This window comes from Sediminibacterium sp. TEGAF015, from assembly GCF_025997995.1.
Lineage (GTDB): Bacteria > Bacteroidota > Bacteroidia > Chitinophagales > Chitinophagaceae > Sediminibacterium.
This window is the reverse complement of sequence record NZ_AP026683.1, coordinates 2,674,838-2,690,442: the sequence shown is the minus strand read 5'-3', so window position 1 is coordinate 2,690,442 and position 15,605 is coordinate 2,674,838. Positions and strand designations below refer to the sequence as shown.

Here is a 15,605-nt window from a genome sequence, read left to right as displayed (position 1 = left end):
ATCAGTAGTATGTTAGGCCAATCCTTTATCCTCTATGAAAATAGAAAAACCATATCCAATAATGGTTTTGTAATCCATAAAAAAGAAATAGTAGAAGACTTTCAATTTTGGAAGAAAGTAATGAGCGAATCTCACGTTAACATGTATCATGCAATAGATGAAAATATTTTCCAGGAACAAGCTGCATTGCTGATAAAAGCACTTCCCAAAAAAGTCAATCAACAACAAGCCATAATGTTCTTTGGTAAAATCGCAGCTTTATTAAATGAAGGACACTTGGGATTACCAGCTGCAAAATATGCAGATAGCCTATATACCCAAAGTGAAAGATTTCCTTTTTTGCTGAAAACGGTTTCAGAAAAAACATTGGAAGTAGACCAGGATCTAAGTCGTAAAGGAATATTAGCCAGAGGTACAAAAATTGTTTCTGTAAACAATAGAAAAGTAGCGGAATTAAATAAACAGTTCAAATCCTATTTTGGCGGATTGGATCACTGGAAATTACAACAGGTGGGGACCTATGTAAGAAAATTATTGTTCTTGCATGAAATCAAAAGCCCATTCCGCATTACAGCCATCACACCAGAAGGAAAGAAAATTCAATACACCGTAAAAGGATATAATAAACAAGAGGCAGACAGTTTAAACAAAGTGCTGGCACAACAAAATTCTATGCGCGTAATGCCTTATCAGTTTGAATGGCGTCAAGACAGTATTGCATATATACAATACAACAATATGACTACTTTGAATAATAGACCTTTTTCCCGTTTTTTAGACTCCAGTTTTAGCGTAATCCGAAATCAAAAGGCTAAGGGGTTAATAATTGATATTCGGGAAAATGGTGGAGGCAATTCAGCATTGGCAGAGATGATGATTCCCTATTTCAGCAATAAAGCTTACCGCTTAAGCGCCGGCATGAAATGGAAAGTAAGCGAACATTATAAACTATTTATGAAAGGCAGTCTGGGAGAGAATGCAGGTCCATCTTTTTATTTTGCCTTACCCAATGATTCTATTTATCATTATCAGGTAAAAGAACTACAACAACCACTAGAAAATTCTTTACGCTTTTCTGGTAAAACTGCATTGCTGATTGGACCCAATACTTTTTCTAGTGCCAATATGTTTAGTGATGGTATTAGAACATATGAATTGGCAAAAGTATTTGGAGAACCAACAGGTGAACCGGGAAATGACTATGGAGAAATGTTCAACTTTATGTTGCCTAATAGCCGAATCATTGCAAGAGCACCTAGCAAAATGTTTACCAGAGCTGATGGAGATGAGAAAAATCAAGCACCCATACTACCCCATGTTCTTGTGAAACCCGAATTAAATAAAGATGCTGCTTTTGAAGCTGCTCGAAAATGGATTATACATCAAGATTGAGCATATGAATCCTCTCTGGTAAAAACTACAATCCTCTGTAAATATCCAATAACCCATCGGGTAGTGTAACATATACTTTTTTAGCAGCCCTATCAATCTTGTCCAGGGTTTCTGCATGTAAGGGAATCAGGGCTTCATTACCTTCCAATGTTACACGCAGCAAAACCTGATGAGGCTGTTCAATTACTTCTTCAATAGGACCAAGGTTCTCGTCTTCATCTGTGATAATTTCATATCCTAGTAAAGATATAGGCGCATCTTTACCAGCCAGATTCCGAAAGTCTGCATCCAGCAACCATACAGGCTTTCCTGTAAAGCGGGCAGCCATTTCCTTGCTTTGAATACCTTCCAGTTTAACATAGGACTCTTCTTCATCTTTGGCTTTGGCCGAGTCAACAAAATAAGGAATATAAGAGCCTTTTACTTCCTCTATAAAAATGGCTTTAACGTCTTTCAGATTGGTTTTCTTACCAAGGGAATGTTTAAGTATTAATTCACCTTTTACGCCAAAAACGGCTACCATTTTACCAACGTGAATATATTCTTGCATAGTGCAATTTAATGAATGAATCAGGAACATGAAAAAGGCCTGGTAAACCAGGCCTTCTCAATTCGTATGAATGCTTGCATTAAGCTTCAGCTGGTGCTGATTCCTCAGCAGGCGCAGCAGATTCTTCCTGCTTCTCTTCTACTTTCTTAACTACAGGAACATAGGCTTTCTTTGCAGATTGCTTGCTCTTGTGTTCTGTGTTTCTGCGAGTGATGTTTGCTTCATGACTGTTGTGCCATTCCTGGAACTTGGTCATTGCAGTTGCATCATCAAACAAACCTAACTTAACACCACGCAATAAGTGCTTTAAGTACAATACTCCTTTGAATGAAAGGATTCTGCGAACAGTGTCGGTTGGCTGCGCACCTTTGTTTAACCACTCTAGTGCTTTCTGACGATCTAACTGGATACTTGCAGGTACAGTTAGTGGGTTGTAAGTTCCAATTTTCTGGATGAACTTACCATCTCTTGGTGCACGAGCATCAGCTACTACGATAAAGTAGAATGGACGCTTTTTACTTCCGTGTCTTTGAAGTCTCATTTTAACTGCCATCTTAAATAGACATTTAAAGGCTTTAATAATAGGGTTTATCCGGTAGAAACCGGAACGCGAAATTAGGTGATTCCCAATGATTTTCCAAAGTTTAGCGTCTCATTCCCGGAAAACGACCACCCATTGGCATATTATTCATCATTTTCATCATCTGCTTCATTTGCTCAAATTGCTTCATGAAAGCATTTACTTCCTGTAAGTCCTTTCCTGCTCCCTTGGCAATTCTGGCTCTTCTAGAAGGGGTTAAGCTATCGGGGTTGGCCCTTTCATATGGTGTCATTGAACTAATCATGGCTTCAATCCCCTTGAAAGCATCGTCTTTAATATCAATATCTTTTACCGCTTTGCCTACTCCTGGTATCATCCCCATCAGGTCTTTCAGGTTGCCCATTTTTTTGATTTGTTGTAACTGATCTAGGAAATCCTGAAAGTCGAACTGATTTTTGCGGATTTTCTTTTCCAGTTTTTTGGCTTCGGCTTCATTAAACTGCGCCTGTGCTTTTTCTACCAACGTAGTAATATCACCCATTCCCAATATACGCTGTGCCATCCTTTCCGGATAAAACACATCCAGGGTTTCCATCTTCTCTCCACTACTTACAAATTTGATGGGCTTATCTACTGTGTATTTAATAGACAGTGCCGCACCACCGCGTGTATCGCCATCCAATTTGGTTAATACTACACCCGTAAAATCAAGACGATCGTTAAAGGCCTTGGCTGTATTCACCGCATCCTGACCCGTCATTGAGTCTACTACAAACAGTATTTCAGAGGGATTAACAGCGGCTTTTATATTGGCCACTTCATTCATCATCAGCTCGTCAATAGCCAAACGGCCAGCCGTATCAATGATAACCACGTTCTTATTGGTGGATTTTGCTTCTTTTATGGCGTTTAATGCAATGGCTACCGCATCCTTGTTTTCACGCTCACTGTAAATGCTTACACCAATTTGCTCTGCAAGTACCGTTAACTGATCAATCGCTGCAGGTCTGTATATGTCAGCAGCAACTACCAACGGACTTTTACCCTTCTTGGTTTTCAAATAATTAGCCAGCTTTCCGGTAAAAGTGGTTTTACCACTACCCTGTAAACCAGCAATCAAAATCACTGCAGGTCTGCCTTCCACTTCAAAAGCAGCTTCTTGTCCACCCATTAAATCGGTCAGCTCATCCTGAACAATTTTTACCATTAATTGCCCCGGACTAATGGCATTCAACACCTTTGAGCCAACCGCTTTTTCTTTCACCTTATCAGTAAATTCCTTGGCAATCTTGAAGTTCACGTCAGCATCCAACAATGCCCTACGGATATCTTTAACCGTATTGGCAATATTGAGTTCATTGATTCTTGATTCTCCTTTTAAATTCTTAAACGCTGATTCTAATTTCTCTGATAAATTCTGAAACATGATAGCACACTTGTTGATGAACGAGGTGCAAATATACTAGGTTGAGGAAAATGAGCGTATTCCTAATTTTTATCAGCCTAAATAATACCTGAGCTGTCTGGTTCTGTTGGCTGCCTTCAGTTTATTGATGGCTTTGTCCTTGATTTGTCTGACCCTTTCCCTGGTTAAATTAAACCGCGACCCAATATCTTCAAGGCTGAGCGCGCGTTCTACACCTATTCCAAAGAAAAAGCAGATGACTTTTTTCTGACGGTCAGTCAGGGTACCCAGACTCCTTTCTATTTCAACATGTAATGATTCATGATAAGCCAGCTTTTCATCTGTCTGCGCTTCATTGGTATTTTCTAGCAAGTCTATTAATGTAATGTCTTCCCCTTCCGCAACGGGCGAATCAATACTAACATGTCTGAATCCTGCTTTCATGGTGGCTGCCACTTCTTCAATGGGCAATTCCAGTAATTCCGCAATTTCCTGTGGAGAAGGCTCCCGCTCATACTCCTGCTCTAATGCCTGATAGGCCTTACTGATTTTGTTGGTGAGACCAACTTTATTCAGCGGTAATCTTACAATTCTGCTTTGTTCTGCCAATGATTGCAGAATACTTTGTCTGATCCACCAGACCGCATAAGAAATAAATTTGAACCCTTTGGTTTCATCGAATCGCATAGCAGCTTTAATCAAACCTAAATTGCCCTCATTTATCAAGTCAGATAAAGTGAGTCCTTGATTCTGATATTGTTTAGCAACAGAGACCACAAATCGGAGGTTTGCTTTAACAAGTCTATCCAAAGCCCGGGTATCTCCTTGCTTAACTTTTTGCGCCAATAATACTTCTTCCTCCCCTTCTAACAGCTCTACTTTTCCAATTTCCTGAAGATATTTTTCCAGACTTTGTGATTCCCGATTGGTAATCGATTTTGTTATTTTGAGTTGGCGCATACCCATAACAACTGAATTTTAGTTTGCAAAAATTAAGTATTCCTAATTTAACATTTTCCTGAGTTTTGTTAAAATAATTTATTATTTAAATGACTATCAATATTTTACGACACAAAATAAATTAACATGTTAAGTATGATTTACTATAAAATAGCATTTTTTAAAAAAACATTTGGGTAATAGGTATTATTTAATATCATTGCATCAACCTATTTGGCAAAAGCGTAATAATGAGTAAGAAGCAACTATTTACATTAGAATTTCCGGTCAGATGTTCTCCAGGTATATTGTATGAATTTTTATCAACCCCTGCAGGTTTGCAGGAATGGTTTGCAGACAAAGTAGACGAGTGGGAAAATGTGTTCAGTTTCTCCTGGGATGGTGGAGTTCCGGAGAAGGCAGAAGTAGTAGACAAGGAAGAAAACAAGTTCATTCGTTTTCGTTGGTTACACAATGACAAAAATGAATATTTTGAATTCAGAATTGAGAAAACAGAGATATCCAATCAGACGATTCTGGTTATTAAGGATTTTGCAGAGAAATCCGATATTAAGGATCAGAGCCAGTTATGGGGATATCAGACGAAAGAATTGTTCCACCGTCTGGGTTCTTAATAATCTGATAAAATAGTCAGTATTTTACTAAACTGATTCTTCATAAAATTTTCAATATCGTCCCACTTCTGCAGTGGGATTTTTTTTGCCAGTTTCAGAAAAGGTAATTTGGTAACGCTATACCCATTCCAGTCCTGCATAGGCATGTAATTATCTTTTTCAAAATAATGTTGCCAGGGATCGGAGCCAACACCAATAAACCAATCAAGGGTTTCAGTTCCATACTTGCCATACATTTCAAAGTAACGGTCAATGGAAGGACCCAATTCAGCCAAGTATTTTCCTTTTAAAACTAGGTGTATGCTGCAATGATTCCCCCACCAGAAAAAAGTACGGATAGCAAAAATATCAGACTCTGTAAAGTAACGTGGAAAATCGAGCATTACATAGGGCAACTGTTCGTATTGTTCCCCCTTTGAAATTTTAGGAGCAATTTCAAATGCAATTTCTTTCTCAAACTTTTTATGAGTAAGAAACTCCTGCCTGTACTGATTTGCCAATGCACCAAACAAATCATATACTTTGCCGATGATATGGTTCTTTGTTAAAATCCAGTCCGCATTATTAACCAATTCCAGTTCCTTTGGTGAAAGTGTTACTTTTGCGTAGCTCATACAGCAATATTAAGACAGCTATTGTGATAAAAAAACTAGACATACTAATTATTCGCTCTTTTATTGGACCGTTCGTAGCTGCATTTGCCATTTCCCTGTTTGTACTAACCATGCAGTTTTTCTGGCTGTACATTGACGACCTGGTTGGAAAAGGATTAGACCTGCTTACTGTTCTTAAACTAATTGGACTAGTAGCTTTGTTTTGGGTTCCGATGGCATTGCCGCTGGCTTTATTGTTTTCCTCCATTATGACTTTTGGGAACCTTGGTGAGAAGTTTGAGCTGGTGGCTATTAAAGCTGCCGGGATTTCTTTAATCAGATTCATGCGTCCACTTTTGGTATTTACTATTCTAGTCTGTGGCGTTGCGTTTTTGTTTGCCAACAATATCATTCCAGTTACGCAGCTGAAACTATCGGCATTAAAATATGATATCATTGTTTCGAAACCTTCCATTGATATTAAAGAAGGTGTTTTTTATGATAAGATAGATGGCTTTGTTATTAAACTAGGCAAGAAAGAAAAAAACGATAGCATTATTCACGATGTAGTCATTTTTGAAAAAGGATATTATTTACAGGATAATATGATGGTTGCGGAAAGCGGCGTGATGCGGGTTTCCAAAGACAAACAGTTTCTGGAATTTATTCTCAAGAATGGATGGCGTTATCAGGAAAAGGGACCAAGAGGAGAGTTGAATACCGAATTTACCCGCATGGGATTCAAGGAATACAAGAAAGTTTTTGATTTGAAAAGTTTTCAAATGAATAAAACAGAAGACTCCGCATTTTACGATCCCAAAATGTTAAGCCTTCGTCAACTCAATGTTGCCATTGATTCTCTGGACCATATTGATACCTTCTATTTAAAAAAAGCTAAACTTGAAGTAAGCCCTTATTTGCGGTTCGCCAGATTTGCAGATACAGGATGGGTAAAAGTAAAACAACCGCTACCAAAAGTAAATCCAAGGAAATTATTTCCCGACAGTCTTCAGCAACAATTGATAGATGCTGCTTCCAATCAGCTAGCTACCGTAAAAGGTTCTGTAAATGTTATGGCAGAAGACTATCAGACCAAATACCTTTCCATGCAATTGCATGAAATTGAATGGCATAAAAAATTCACCCTTTCAGTGGCTTGTCTGGTCATGTTTTTAATTGGTGCTCCACTGGGTTCCATTATTCGGAAGGGGGGATTGGGAACGCCGCTTGTATTTGCCATTATTTTCTTTGTGTTATTCCACTTACTGAACACATTTGGTGAAAAGTTTGTCCGTTCAGGTCAGACCAATGCCGTTCTGGGAATGTGGTTAAGTACATTCATTCTGGTACCCGTGAGTGCCTTCCTGATTTACAAAGCCATGCATGATTCTCAGCTGTTTAATCAGGAGTTCTATTATCGCAACTTTAAAGGCCTAAGAAAATTATTAGCTAACTTTAAGAAAAAAAATAGCCATGAAAAAAGCCTATAACAGAAGAGTCTTTCTGAAAGACAGTAGCAAAGCTGCGCTGGCAGCCGGAATCGGAATCAGCCTGATACCTTCTGTTGTTGTTGCTGCAACAGGAAATGAATTTGAACAACAACCGCTGCCTTATGGATATGCTGCACTGGAGCCTTATATTGATGCAATGACTATGGAAATTCATTTCACCAAACATGCAGCTGCTTATGCAAAAAACTTAGCAGATGCCTGTGCCGCAGAAAAAGTAAATATGCAGACCACTAGTGTAGAAACCCTGATGAAAAATATCAGCAAGTATTCTATAAAAATGCGTAACAACGGCGGAGGTCATTTCAACCATGAATTTTTCTGGAAATGCATGAAGCCTGGAACGGCCAATCAACCTTCCGGTATATTATTAACTTCCATCAACCAGTCTTTCGGTTCCTTTGAATCCTTTAAAAATGCTTTTGCAGATGCAGGTAAAAGCAGATTCGGAAGCGGATGGGCATGGCTGGTACAAACTGCTGACGGCAATTTGAAAATAGGCTCTACGCCCAATCAGGATAATCCATTGATGGATATTAGTGAATTGAAAGGAACACCCTTATTAGGATTGGATGTATGGGAGCATGCTTATTATTTAAAATATCAAAACAAACGACCCGATTATATTAACAACTGGTTCAATATTGTAAACTGGGACTTTGTAGCGGGTCAATTAAAATAAAAAAAATCATGATAGATGTAAAAGTTAATTGGAAGGAAGCGCTGGCTTTTGATGCAATAGGAAACGATGGGCATACCGTGCGTATTGATACAACATTAGAGAACGGCGGATTAAACAGTGGCATGAATCCCAAGAGAATGTTACTGGCCTCTTTATGTGGATGCAGTGCCATTGATGTAATTGAAATCCTCAATAAAATGAAAGTGAGCTTCAGTAAACTGGAAGTAACTGCGGAGGCCGAACAAACAGAAGACCATCCTAAAACCTTCACTTATATTAACATTGTGTATCATTCAGATGTTAAGCCCGAAGATGAAGATAAACTGAATCGTGCAGTATCCTTATCGATGGATAAGTACTGTGGCATTTCAGCCATGCTGGCAAAACACTGCCCAATTAATTACAGTACTAAGTTGATGTAAAATGAAGGAAATGGGTTAAGATAACTTCTCCACCCATTTGCGGATTACTTTATAGCCAATCAGGTATTTAAAGAATAGCAACAAAGAATACTTGAGGGAAATCCAGTTAATGTCTAATACGAGGGCACCCCAGGCTTGTTTCAGCGCTGCCTCCGTATCATCTAATTCATGATACACTTTGTGCGACAACTGAGCAAAATGCTGAGAGAAGTATTTTTTTGACATGGCATTCACTTCATCTCTTACATCCAAGGGCAAGTATGCCCGGATGATACCGATGATTTTAGTGATGTCGTCAATATTTCTTCCTGTTTTGAGTGCTTCTGAATGCAATGCTTTTCCATGTATTCTGAAGTTGGCCAGCACTTTGGGTACATAGGCTAACTCTACATGTGCAGCAATTCTTACTGTCATTTCCCAGAACTCTCCGTGTTCAGCACCAAAAAAGCTACCTAGTTTTTCATAGGTGCTCCTTTTAATAACCATGGCAGAAGGTTCAGTATTTTGCCTTAGTGCAACTGCTTTTACCCAGTTTTTCAGCAACCCTCTTTCTTTAGCCAAGGGCTGATGTTTCCAAATTGGATTGCCTCGTTCATTTATATACTGGAATTCTGTAAATGCAGCACCTACCCTTGGGAACTCATTAAACAAAGACAAAATTTCGTCATAAAATCCGGGCATGACATAGTTGTCTCCGTATAAAATATGAATATATTTTCCGCGTGATAATTTAATACAGGTTTCCAGATTTCTGAGCCTGCCAATTTTATTGGGCTGTCTGAAATATCCGATTCTCCCTTTTCCTGTATCTTTTACCAATTGCTCCACATCACCATCATCACTGGCATCGTCCACAACCATAATCTGCATTACGCCAATTCCCTGATCCAGTTCCAGAATAGACAGTAAAGTAGTGTTTAGATAAGTAAAAGTATTGTCCACGGCAATCATAACCGACCAGACAGGCTGATCCGTTTCATCATGCAATGGCGATATAAGTGGAGGCCTTGAAGGGATTCTCTCTCTTAGTTCTGGTTTACGCATTTCGGGGGTTATAGTCCAAATAATACCCTAATTTGGATGCTAAAAATAAAGCAAAAATTCATTAATTCCCATCAAATAAGGCGATTATGTATTCAGGGAAAGAAAATTTTTTAGTCCAAAAATGGGTTACTGTTCTTAGTGTAGTGCTGTTTATCTTGAAAATAACCGCCTATTATCTAACGGATTCACTGGCCATTTTATCAGATTCAATGGAAAGCATTGTGAACATTGTAGCTGGGTTTATTGGCCTGTATAGCTTATATATTGCAGCTCAACCTAGAGATGAAAATCATCCTTACGGACATGGCAAAGCCGAATTCATCTCTGCAGCTGCAGAAGGAAGCTTAATTATAGCTGCAGGTATTTTAATCATATATGAAACCGTTGTAAATATCCTAGAAAACCATACCGTTCAGGCATTGGACAATGGCATGTGGCTCGTTGGATCTACTGCCATTCTGAACTATATTGCCGGTGCTATCTGCATTCGCATTGGACGAAAAAATAATTCGCTTGCACTGGAAAGTAGCGGGAAGCATCTGCAAATTGACACCTACTCCACAGTTGGTGTATTGGCAGCCATTGCATTGATTTATTTTACGCAAATTTATTGGCTGGACAAAGTGGTTGCCCTTGCGCTAAGTGGATGGATTATGTACAATGGCTATACAATCCTGAGAAAGTCACTTGCAGGAATTATGGACGAGGCAGACGAGCAAATGTTAAATAAATTTATTGGTGTATTAAATACTTCAAAGAGCAGTAAATGGATTGACTTGCACAACCTAAGAGTTATCAAATACGGCGATTTGTTGCATATTGATTGTCACTTAACACTTCCCTGGTACTATAATGTTCATGAAGCCCACCGTGAAATTGACAATTTATCCAACCTGATTAAAGAAAACTTCGGCGATTCCATCGAGCTTTTTGTGCATACCGATGGTTGTTTACCCTATAGCTGTGCTATCTGCTCCTTATCGGATTGCAAGGAAAGAACACAGCCCTTTCAGCAGTCGCTGGACTGGACCCTTGAAAATGTGGTTTCTAACCAGAAACATCGCATTGCAGAGCAGGCTTAATTAGGTAACTTGCAGCTTTAAATATTAAGTATGGAGAGCTGGAAAACCTATCAGGAACAACACAAGGACCAATTTTTAAATGAATTAATTGAGTTATTAAAAATACCTAGTATCAGTGCAAGATCTGAGCACAAGGATGATATGCTGCACTGCGCAGAAATAGTAAAGCAAAGGTTGTTGGAAGCAGGTGCAGATACTGCAACCATTTATCCAACAAAGGGACACCCGATTGTATATGGCGAAAAAATAGTAGATCCAACAAAACCTACTGTATTGGTATATGGACATTATGATGTTCAGCCCGCAGATCCTTTGGAATTATGGCATAGCGGACCTTTTGAGCCAGTGATTAAAGACGGCAAAATTTATGCACGTGGATCTGCAGATGATAAAGGCCAATTTTATATGCACTTAAAAGCATTGGAAACTTTTACTAAAACCAATAGCTTCTGCACCAATATTAAATTTTTAATAGAGGGAGAAGAAGAAATTGGAAGTCCTAACCTGGCAGAATTTGTTAAGCAAAATAAAGAACTGTTAAAAGCAGATGTGATACTAATTTCAGACACTTCTATGCTAAGCATGGAAAATCCATCAATTGATATTGGCGTGAGAGGGCTCAGTTATATTGAACTGGAACTTACTGCAGCCAACAGAGATTTGCATAGCGGCGTGTACGGAGGGGCGGTTGCCAATCCCATTACTATTTTAGCCCAAATGATTGCCTCCTGCCACGACGAAAATAATCATATCACTATTCCCGGCTTTTATGACGATGTGGTAGATGCTACCCCTGAAGAAAGAGCCAAAATGGCCAAAGCACCTTTTAATGAAACGGAGTATAAAACAGACTTAGGTGTAACGGAATTGTGGGGCGAGAAAGGATATACCACCAACGAAAGAACAGGTATCCGTCCAACTTTGGAAGTAAATGGTATTTGGGGTGGCTACACAGGGGAGGGCGCTAAAACAGTTTTACCTTCCAAAGCTGCTGCTAAAATTTCCTGCCGATTGGTCCCTAATCAATCATCGGAAGTAATTACCAAAAAAGTACTGGATTATTTCAGAAGTATTGCTCCAGCCGGAGTAACCATCAATGCCATGGAGCATCATGGCGGAGAACCTTATATGACTCCGATAGATTCAGTGGAATACAAAGCAGCTGCAAAAGCAATTGAAACTGCATTTGGCAAAGAACCCATTCCTGTAAGAGGCGGTGGCAGTATTCCGATCTGTGCCTTATTTGAAAAGGAACTTGGATTAAAAATCATCTTCCTTGGATTTGGCCTAGACAGTGACAACCTGCATAGTCCTAATGAAAAATTCAATTTAGAGAACTATTACAAAGGCATTGAGACTATTCCTTATTTCCACAAGTATTTCGCAGAAATGAAAGGATAATATGGCAGTTGAAAAAGAAAAATTGCGGATAGACAAATATCTCTGGAGTATCCGGCTGTTTAAAACAAGAAGCCAGGCTGGCGATGCTTGCAGTAAAGGCAAAGTCAAATACAATGGCGATTCAGTTAAGTCTTCCAGAATTGTGGCAGTTGGCGATGAATACGAAGTAAAAACTGAAACTAAAAAATGGGTCATCAAAGTGACCGGACTGCTTCATACAAGACAAGCCTATGCTGAAGCCATTAAATACTACATTGATATAACGCCGGCGGAGGAACTGGATCGGGTCAAATTTGTTGCTTCCAGTTTCCATACAGGTAAGCGATTAAGTAAAGTAGGGAGACCTACCAAGAGAGACAGGAGAGATTTGGAAGAATTTATGGAATAAAATATAATTCAAACAGCGCATGTTCACTATTGATATCATCACGGTTGTTCCAGCCCTATTGGAAGGTCCTTTTAGCCACAGCATCATGAAACGTGCACAGGATAAAGGTTTGCTTAGGGTTCGTACGCATAATCTGCGCAAGTGGGCTATTAATAAACATGCACAGGTAGACGATTATCCATTTGGTGGTGGCGCAGGAATGGTACTAATGTGTGAGCCACTTGCCAACGCAATTGAAGAACTGCAAAAGGAAACAAAGTATGATGCCATTATCTATATGACTCCGGATGGTGAAAGATTCAACCAGCAAAGAGCAAATCAGTTATCACTACTTCAGAATCTTTTGATTATCTGTGGACACTACAAAGGAATTGACCAGAGAATCAGAGACCAATACGTAAATATGGAAATATCCATTGGAGATTATGTATTGAGTGGAGGAGAACTGGCAGCGGCAGTGGTTGTGGATGCAATCGGAAGATTAATTCCCGGCGTTTTAAGCGATGAAACTTCTGCCTTAACAGATTCCTTTCAGGACAATTTACTTGCCCCGCCTGTTTATACCCGCCCGGCAGATTTCAGAGGCATGAAAGTTCCGGAAATATTATTACAGGGCGATCCCAAAAAAGTGGAAGACTGGCGTTTTGAACAATCCATGGAAAGAACAAAAGAGCGCAGACCCGATTTACTGAAAGAAGATTAATACTGCGTTTATCCATTCATTCTACCATTAAGCAAATTAATCTGCAGCCTCGCTGTTTTTATACCAATTTTGCTTTTTTGTTGCATTCCTTGCAGAATCTATATGAGAATACTGACTATTTTATTTTTTACATGTTACTGGGCAAATGGATTTGCTCAAGTTAGAAATGGAGAGACTTTTCAGAAAGACTATCAGATTGTTATAACCAAAACACACGCACCTGTAAAAATTGATGGTATACTGGACGATGAAATTTGGAAAAAGGCCCAAAAAGTGAGCTCCTTTTGGGAAAAATATCCAGATGACAAAAAGAAAGCTAAACATGCAACAGAAGTACAAACTTCCTATGATGAGAAGTTTTTGTACGTTGCATTTACCGCGTACGATTCAGGGAAAGTTTTTATACAAAGTTTAAAGAGAGATATTGGTCACGATGGAAATGATTGTGTGGCCTTGGTACTGGATCCGGTAAATACCAGGAATAATGGTTTCTTTTTTGTGGTGAATGCCTATAATGCACAAAGCGAAGATCAGCTTACCTCTGCAGGAGATGGAGTTTCATTCAGCTGGGACCAGACCTGGTATTCTGAAACCAAAAGATATGGAGATCGCTGGACCGCTGAAATGGCCATCCCTTTTAAATCCATTCGCTATCCGGCCGATAAAAAAACCTGGGGAATCAATTTTGTAAGAGTTGATACAAAGACCAACGAATATTCTACCTGGACCAATGTGCCTGTCAATTTTGCCTCTCATGATATTGGTTATACAGGTGCATTAGTTTGGGAAGATGCTCCCCCAAAACCAGGAAGCAATTCAGTATTTGTTCCTTTTGTAACAACAGAAGTAACAGAAAACAGAGCCGGCAATGAACCCATCAATGCCAAACCCAATGCAGGTTTTGATGCAAAAATCGGATTGACTTCTTCCTTAAATTTAGACTTAACAGTTAATCCCGATTTCTCTCAGATTGAAGTAGATAGACAGGTTACCAATTTAACCCGTTTCAATATCTTCTTCCCTGAAAGAAGAACTTTTTTCTTAGAGAATGCAGATTTGTTTTCTGGATATGGAATTGAACCCATCAGACCATTTTACTCCAGAAGAATTGGATTGGACAAAAACGGAAACAAAATTCCCATTCTTTTTGGCGCCAGAATTACAGGAAATATTGCAAAGAAAACCAGAATTGGTTTTATGAATATGCAAACCGGAAGACAAGGTGATTATGCTCCAGAGAATTATACAGCTTTATCTGTGGATCAGAGAGTGTTCAGCCGCTCTGTTATAAAAGCATATTTTTTAAACAGAAGTAGTTTCATGACTGAAAAAGAAAAAAATGCAAATCCACTGGATGTTTTCAGTCGCAATGCAGGCATAGAATACAACTACTCTGACCTGGAAGGGAAATGGGGGGCCTGGGCTACTTATCATCACTCCTTTAAACCAGGCATTAAAAGTGACAATGCTTTTTACAACCTTGGATTTTCCTACAATAGCAGAAATTTTAGCTTCATGCAGGACCTAACCAACCTGGGTACCAACTACTTTGCTGATATGGGTTTTATTGAGAGGATTGAAAACTATGATGCCTCCAGAGACACATCCATTAGAGTTGGATTTAAGCACTCTTATACGAACGCAGAATATAAAATCATCCCGTCAAAAGGCAAACTGATAGGAATTCGCTTTGAAGCCGAGAACTATGTTGTATGGAATCCTGACAATAGTTTTAATGAAAGAAATACCAGTTTTAGCGGGGGAGTAGAATTTAGAAATACGTCTAGAATTGGATATGGCGCAACAGACTATGAAGTAGATTTATTATTTCCGATTTCTTTTACAGGAGGAACACCACTTCCTGTAGCAAAATACAAATACAGAGATGTAGGAATCCGGTATAACTCAGATTTCAGAAGGCCATTCAGTTTCAATGTAAGTGCAGCAACAGGTGGATTTTATAATGGTACAAACAGAACACTAACAGCTGGAATCACTTTCAGAAAATTACCCAATACAAATCTGAATCTGAATATACAATACAACAAGTTAGAATTTCCGGGCACGTATGGCTCAACTGAACTTTTTTTGATATCACAGCGAACAGAAATCAATTTTTCTACCAAATTATTTTGGACAACTTTTTTTCAATACAACACACAAAGAAACAATATCAATATCAACAGCAGATTACAATACAGATTTAAGCCAATGAGCGATCTGTTCCTGGTTTACACAGACAATTATTTTACATCGCCTTTAATGAAAAACAGAAACAGAGCGCTCGTTTTTAAATTGAACTATTGGCTTAATTTATAAG

The 15,605-nt window shown here is 38.9% G+C and carries 16 protein-coding genes; 10 read left to right on the top strand and 6 right to left on the bottom strand.

Features of this window, described 5'->3' with window-relative positions; all coding sequences use genetic code 11:
* Positions 1–9 precede the first annotated feature (9 nt).
* Positions 10–1,392, top strand: coding sequence for a S41 family peptidase (locus TEGAF0_RS12055; RefSeq protein ID WP_264898571.1), 1,383 nt, complete (start codon positions 10–12; stop codon positions 1,390–1,392).
* A gap of 25 nt (positions 1,393–1,417) precedes the next feature.
* On the opposite strand, the gene rimM is transcribed toward TEGAF0_RS12055, so the two are convergent.
* The 4 genes from rimM to TEGAF0_RS12035 form a co-directional block, all read right to left on the bottom strand.
* Entirely contained in the window at positions 1,418–1,942 is a 525-nt protein-coding gene (rimM, locus tag TEGAF0_RS12050) for a ribosome maturation factor RimM (RefSeq protein ID WP_264898569.1), read from the bottom strand.
* A gap of 79 nt (positions 1,943–2,021) precedes the next feature.
* Positions 2,022–2,495 (bottom strand): 30S ribosomal protein S16, encoded by a 474-nt coding sequence (gene rpsP, locus TEGAF0_RS13600; RefSeq protein ID WP_346347628.1) that lies wholly within the window; start codon positions 2,493–2,495, stop codon positions 2,022–2,024.
* 91 nt (positions 2,496–2,586) lie between these two features.
* The gene (gene ffh, locus TEGAF0_RS12040) at positions 2,587–3,909 is read right to left on the bottom strand and encodes a signal recognition particle protein (protein WP_264898567.1); all 1,323 of its coding nucleotides are present in this window, start codon (positions 3,907–3,909) and stop codon (positions 2,587–2,589) included.
* Between the two features lie 72 nt (positions 3,910–3,981).
* Entirely contained in the window at positions 3,982–4,854 is an 873-nt protein-coding gene (locus TEGAF0_RS12035; protein WP_346347627.1) for a sigma-70 family RNA polymerase sigma factor, read from the bottom strand.
* A 224-nt stretch (positions 4,855–5,078) separates the two neighbouring features.
* Between TEGAF0_RS12035 and TEGAF0_RS12030 the strand changes: the two genes are divergently transcribed.
* A complete protein-coding gene (locus TEGAF0_RS12030) occupies positions 5,079–5,462 on the top strand; it encodes an START-like domain-containing protein (protein ID WP_264898566.1) in 384 nt (127 codons plus the stop codon).
* Here the strand turns inward: TEGAF0_RS12030 and TEGAF0_RS12025 are convergent.
* Positions 5,459–6,076 carry a protein kinase family protein gene (locus tag TEGAF0_RS12025; protein WP_264898565.1) on the bottom strand — a complete coding sequence of 206 codons (618 nt, stop codon included), beginning with the start codon at positions 6,074–6,076 and terminating at the stop codon, positions 5,459–5,461. The two genes, TEGAF0_RS12030 and TEGAF0_RS12025, sit on opposite strands and share 4 nt — an antisense overlap.
* Positions 6,077–6,099: 23 nt before the next feature.
* On the opposite strand from TEGAF0_RS12025, the gene TEGAF0_RS12020 reads away from it, so the two are divergent.
* Genes TEGAF0_RS12020 through TEGAF0_RS12010 form a run of 3 tightly spaced genes read left to right on the top strand, consistent with a single transcriptional unit; the run spans position 6,100 to position 8,667 of the window.
* Positions 6,100–7,545: an LptF/LptG family permease gene (locus TEGAF0_RS12020; protein WP_264898564.1), complete on the top strand. Its 1,446-nt coding sequence runs from the start codon at positions 6,100–6,102 to the stop codon at positions 7,543–7,545.
* Positions 7,529–8,245, top strand: coding sequence for a superoxide dismutase (locus tag TEGAF0_RS12015; protein ID WP_264898563.1), 717 nt, complete (start codon positions 7,529–7,531; stop codon positions 8,243–8,245). The genes TEGAF0_RS12020 and TEGAF0_RS12015 overlap by 17 nt, the downstream gene beginning before the upstream one ends.
* An 8-nt stretch (positions 8,246–8,253) precedes the next feature.
* Entirely contained in the window at positions 8,254–8,667 is a 414-nt protein-coding gene (locus TEGAF0_RS12010; RefSeq protein ID WP_264898562.1) for an OsmC family protein, read from the top strand.
* Positions 8,668–8,682: 15 nt separating this feature from the next.
* Here the strand turns inward: TEGAF0_RS12010 and TEGAF0_RS12005 are convergent, their stop codons facing one another.
* The gene (locus TEGAF0_RS12005; protein WP_264898561.1) at positions 8,683–9,711 is read right to left on the bottom strand and encodes a glycosyltransferase family 2 protein; all 1,029 of its coding nucleotides are present in this window, start codon (positions 9,709–9,711) and stop codon (positions 8,683–8,685) included.
* An 86-nt stretch (positions 9,712–9,797) separates the two neighbouring features.
* Between TEGAF0_RS12005 and TEGAF0_RS12000 the strand changes: the two genes are divergently transcribed.
* The 5 genes from TEGAF0_RS12000 (at position 9,798) to TEGAF0_RS11980 (ending at position 15,604) form a co-directional block, all read left to right on the top strand.
* Entirely contained in the window at positions 9,798–10,793 is a 996-nt protein-coding gene (locus TEGAF0_RS12000; protein ID WP_264898560.1) for a cation diffusion facilitator family transporter, read from the top strand.
* Between the two features lie 30 nt (positions 10,794–10,823).
* Positions 10,824–12,194: a dipeptidase gene (locus tag TEGAF0_RS11995; protein ID WP_264898559.1), complete on the top strand. Its 1,371-nt coding sequence runs from the start codon at positions 10,824–10,826 to the stop codon at positions 12,192–12,194.
* A 1-nt stretch (position 12,195) separates the two neighbouring features.
* Positions 12,196–12,582: an RNA-binding S4 domain-containing protein gene (locus tag TEGAF0_RS11990; RefSeq protein ID WP_264898558.1), complete on the top strand. Its 387-nt coding sequence runs from the start codon at positions 12,196–12,198 to the stop codon at positions 12,580–12,582.
* Between the two features lie 19 nt (positions 12,583–12,601).
* Entirely contained in the window at positions 12,602–13,285 is a 684-nt protein-coding gene (gene trmD / locus TEGAF0_RS11985) for a tRNA (guanosine(37)-N1)-methyltransferase TrmD (protein ID WP_264898557.1), read from the top strand.
* A 102-nt stretch (positions 13,286–13,387) separates the two neighbouring features.
* On the top strand, positions 13,388–15,604 hold the full coding sequence (locus TEGAF0_RS11980) for a carbohydrate binding family 9 domain-containing protein (RefSeq protein ID WP_264898549.1): 2,217 nt from the start codon (positions 13,388–13,390) through the stop codon (positions 15,602–15,604).
* The last annotated feature ends 1 nt before the right edge of the window (position 15,605 follow it).

Coding starts and splice junctions, on each gene's coding strand:
- TEGAF0_RS12055 (WP_264898571.1), top strand. CDS start 10: ATGTTAGGCCAATCCTTTATCCTCTATGAAAATAGAAAAACCATATCC.
- rimM (WP_264898569.1), bottom strand. CDS start 1,942: ATGCAAGAATATATTCACGTTGGTAAAATGGTAGCCGTTTTTGGCGTA.
- rpsP (WP_346347628.1), bottom strand. CDS start 2,495: ATGGCAGTTAAAATGAGACTTCAAAGACACGGAAGTAAAAAGCGTCCA.
- ffh (WP_264898567.1), bottom strand. CDS start 3,909: ATGTTTCAGAATTTATCAGAGAAATTAGAATCAGCGTTTAAGAATTTA.
- TEGAF0_RS12035 (WP_346347627.1), bottom strand. CDS start 4,854: ATGGGTATGCGCCAACTCAAAATAACAAAATCGATTACCAATCGGGAA.
- TEGAF0_RS12030 (WP_264898566.1), top strand. CDS start 5,079: ATGAGTAAGAAGCAACTATTTACATTAGAATTTCCGGTCAGATGTTCT.
- TEGAF0_RS12025 (WP_264898565.1), bottom strand. CDS start 6,076: ATGAGCTACGCAAAAGTAACACTTTCACCAAAGGAACTGGAATTGGTT.
- TEGAF0_RS12015 (WP_264898563.1), top strand. CDS start 7,529: ATGAAAAAAGCCTATAACAGAAGAGTCTTTCTGAAAGACAGTAGCAAA.
- TEGAF0_RS12010 (WP_264898562.1), top strand. CDS start 8,254: ATGATAGATGTAAAAGTTAATTGGAAGGAAGCGCTGGCTTTTGATGCA.
- TEGAF0_RS12005 (WP_264898561.1), bottom strand. CDS start 9,711: ATGCGTAAACCAGAACTAAGAGAGAGAATCCCTTCAAGGCCTCCACTT.
- TEGAF0_RS12000 (WP_264898560.1), top strand. CDS start 9,798: ATGTATTCAGGGAAAGAAAATTTTTTAGTCCAAAAATGGGTTACTGTT.
- TEGAF0_RS11995 (WP_264898559.1), top strand. CDS start 10,824: ATGGAGAGCTGGAAAACCTATCAGGAACAACACAAGGACCAATTTTTA.
- TEGAF0_RS11990 (WP_264898558.1), top strand. CDS start 12,196: ATGGCAGTTGAAAAAGAAAAATTGCGGATAGACAAATATCTCTGGAGT.
- trmD (WP_264898557.1), top strand. CDS start 12,602: ATGTTCACTATTGATATCATCACGGTTGTTCCAGCCCTATTGGAAGGT.
- TEGAF0_RS11980 (WP_264898549.1), top strand. CDS start 13,388: ATGAGAATACTGACTATTTTATTTTTTACATGTTACTGGGCAAATGGA.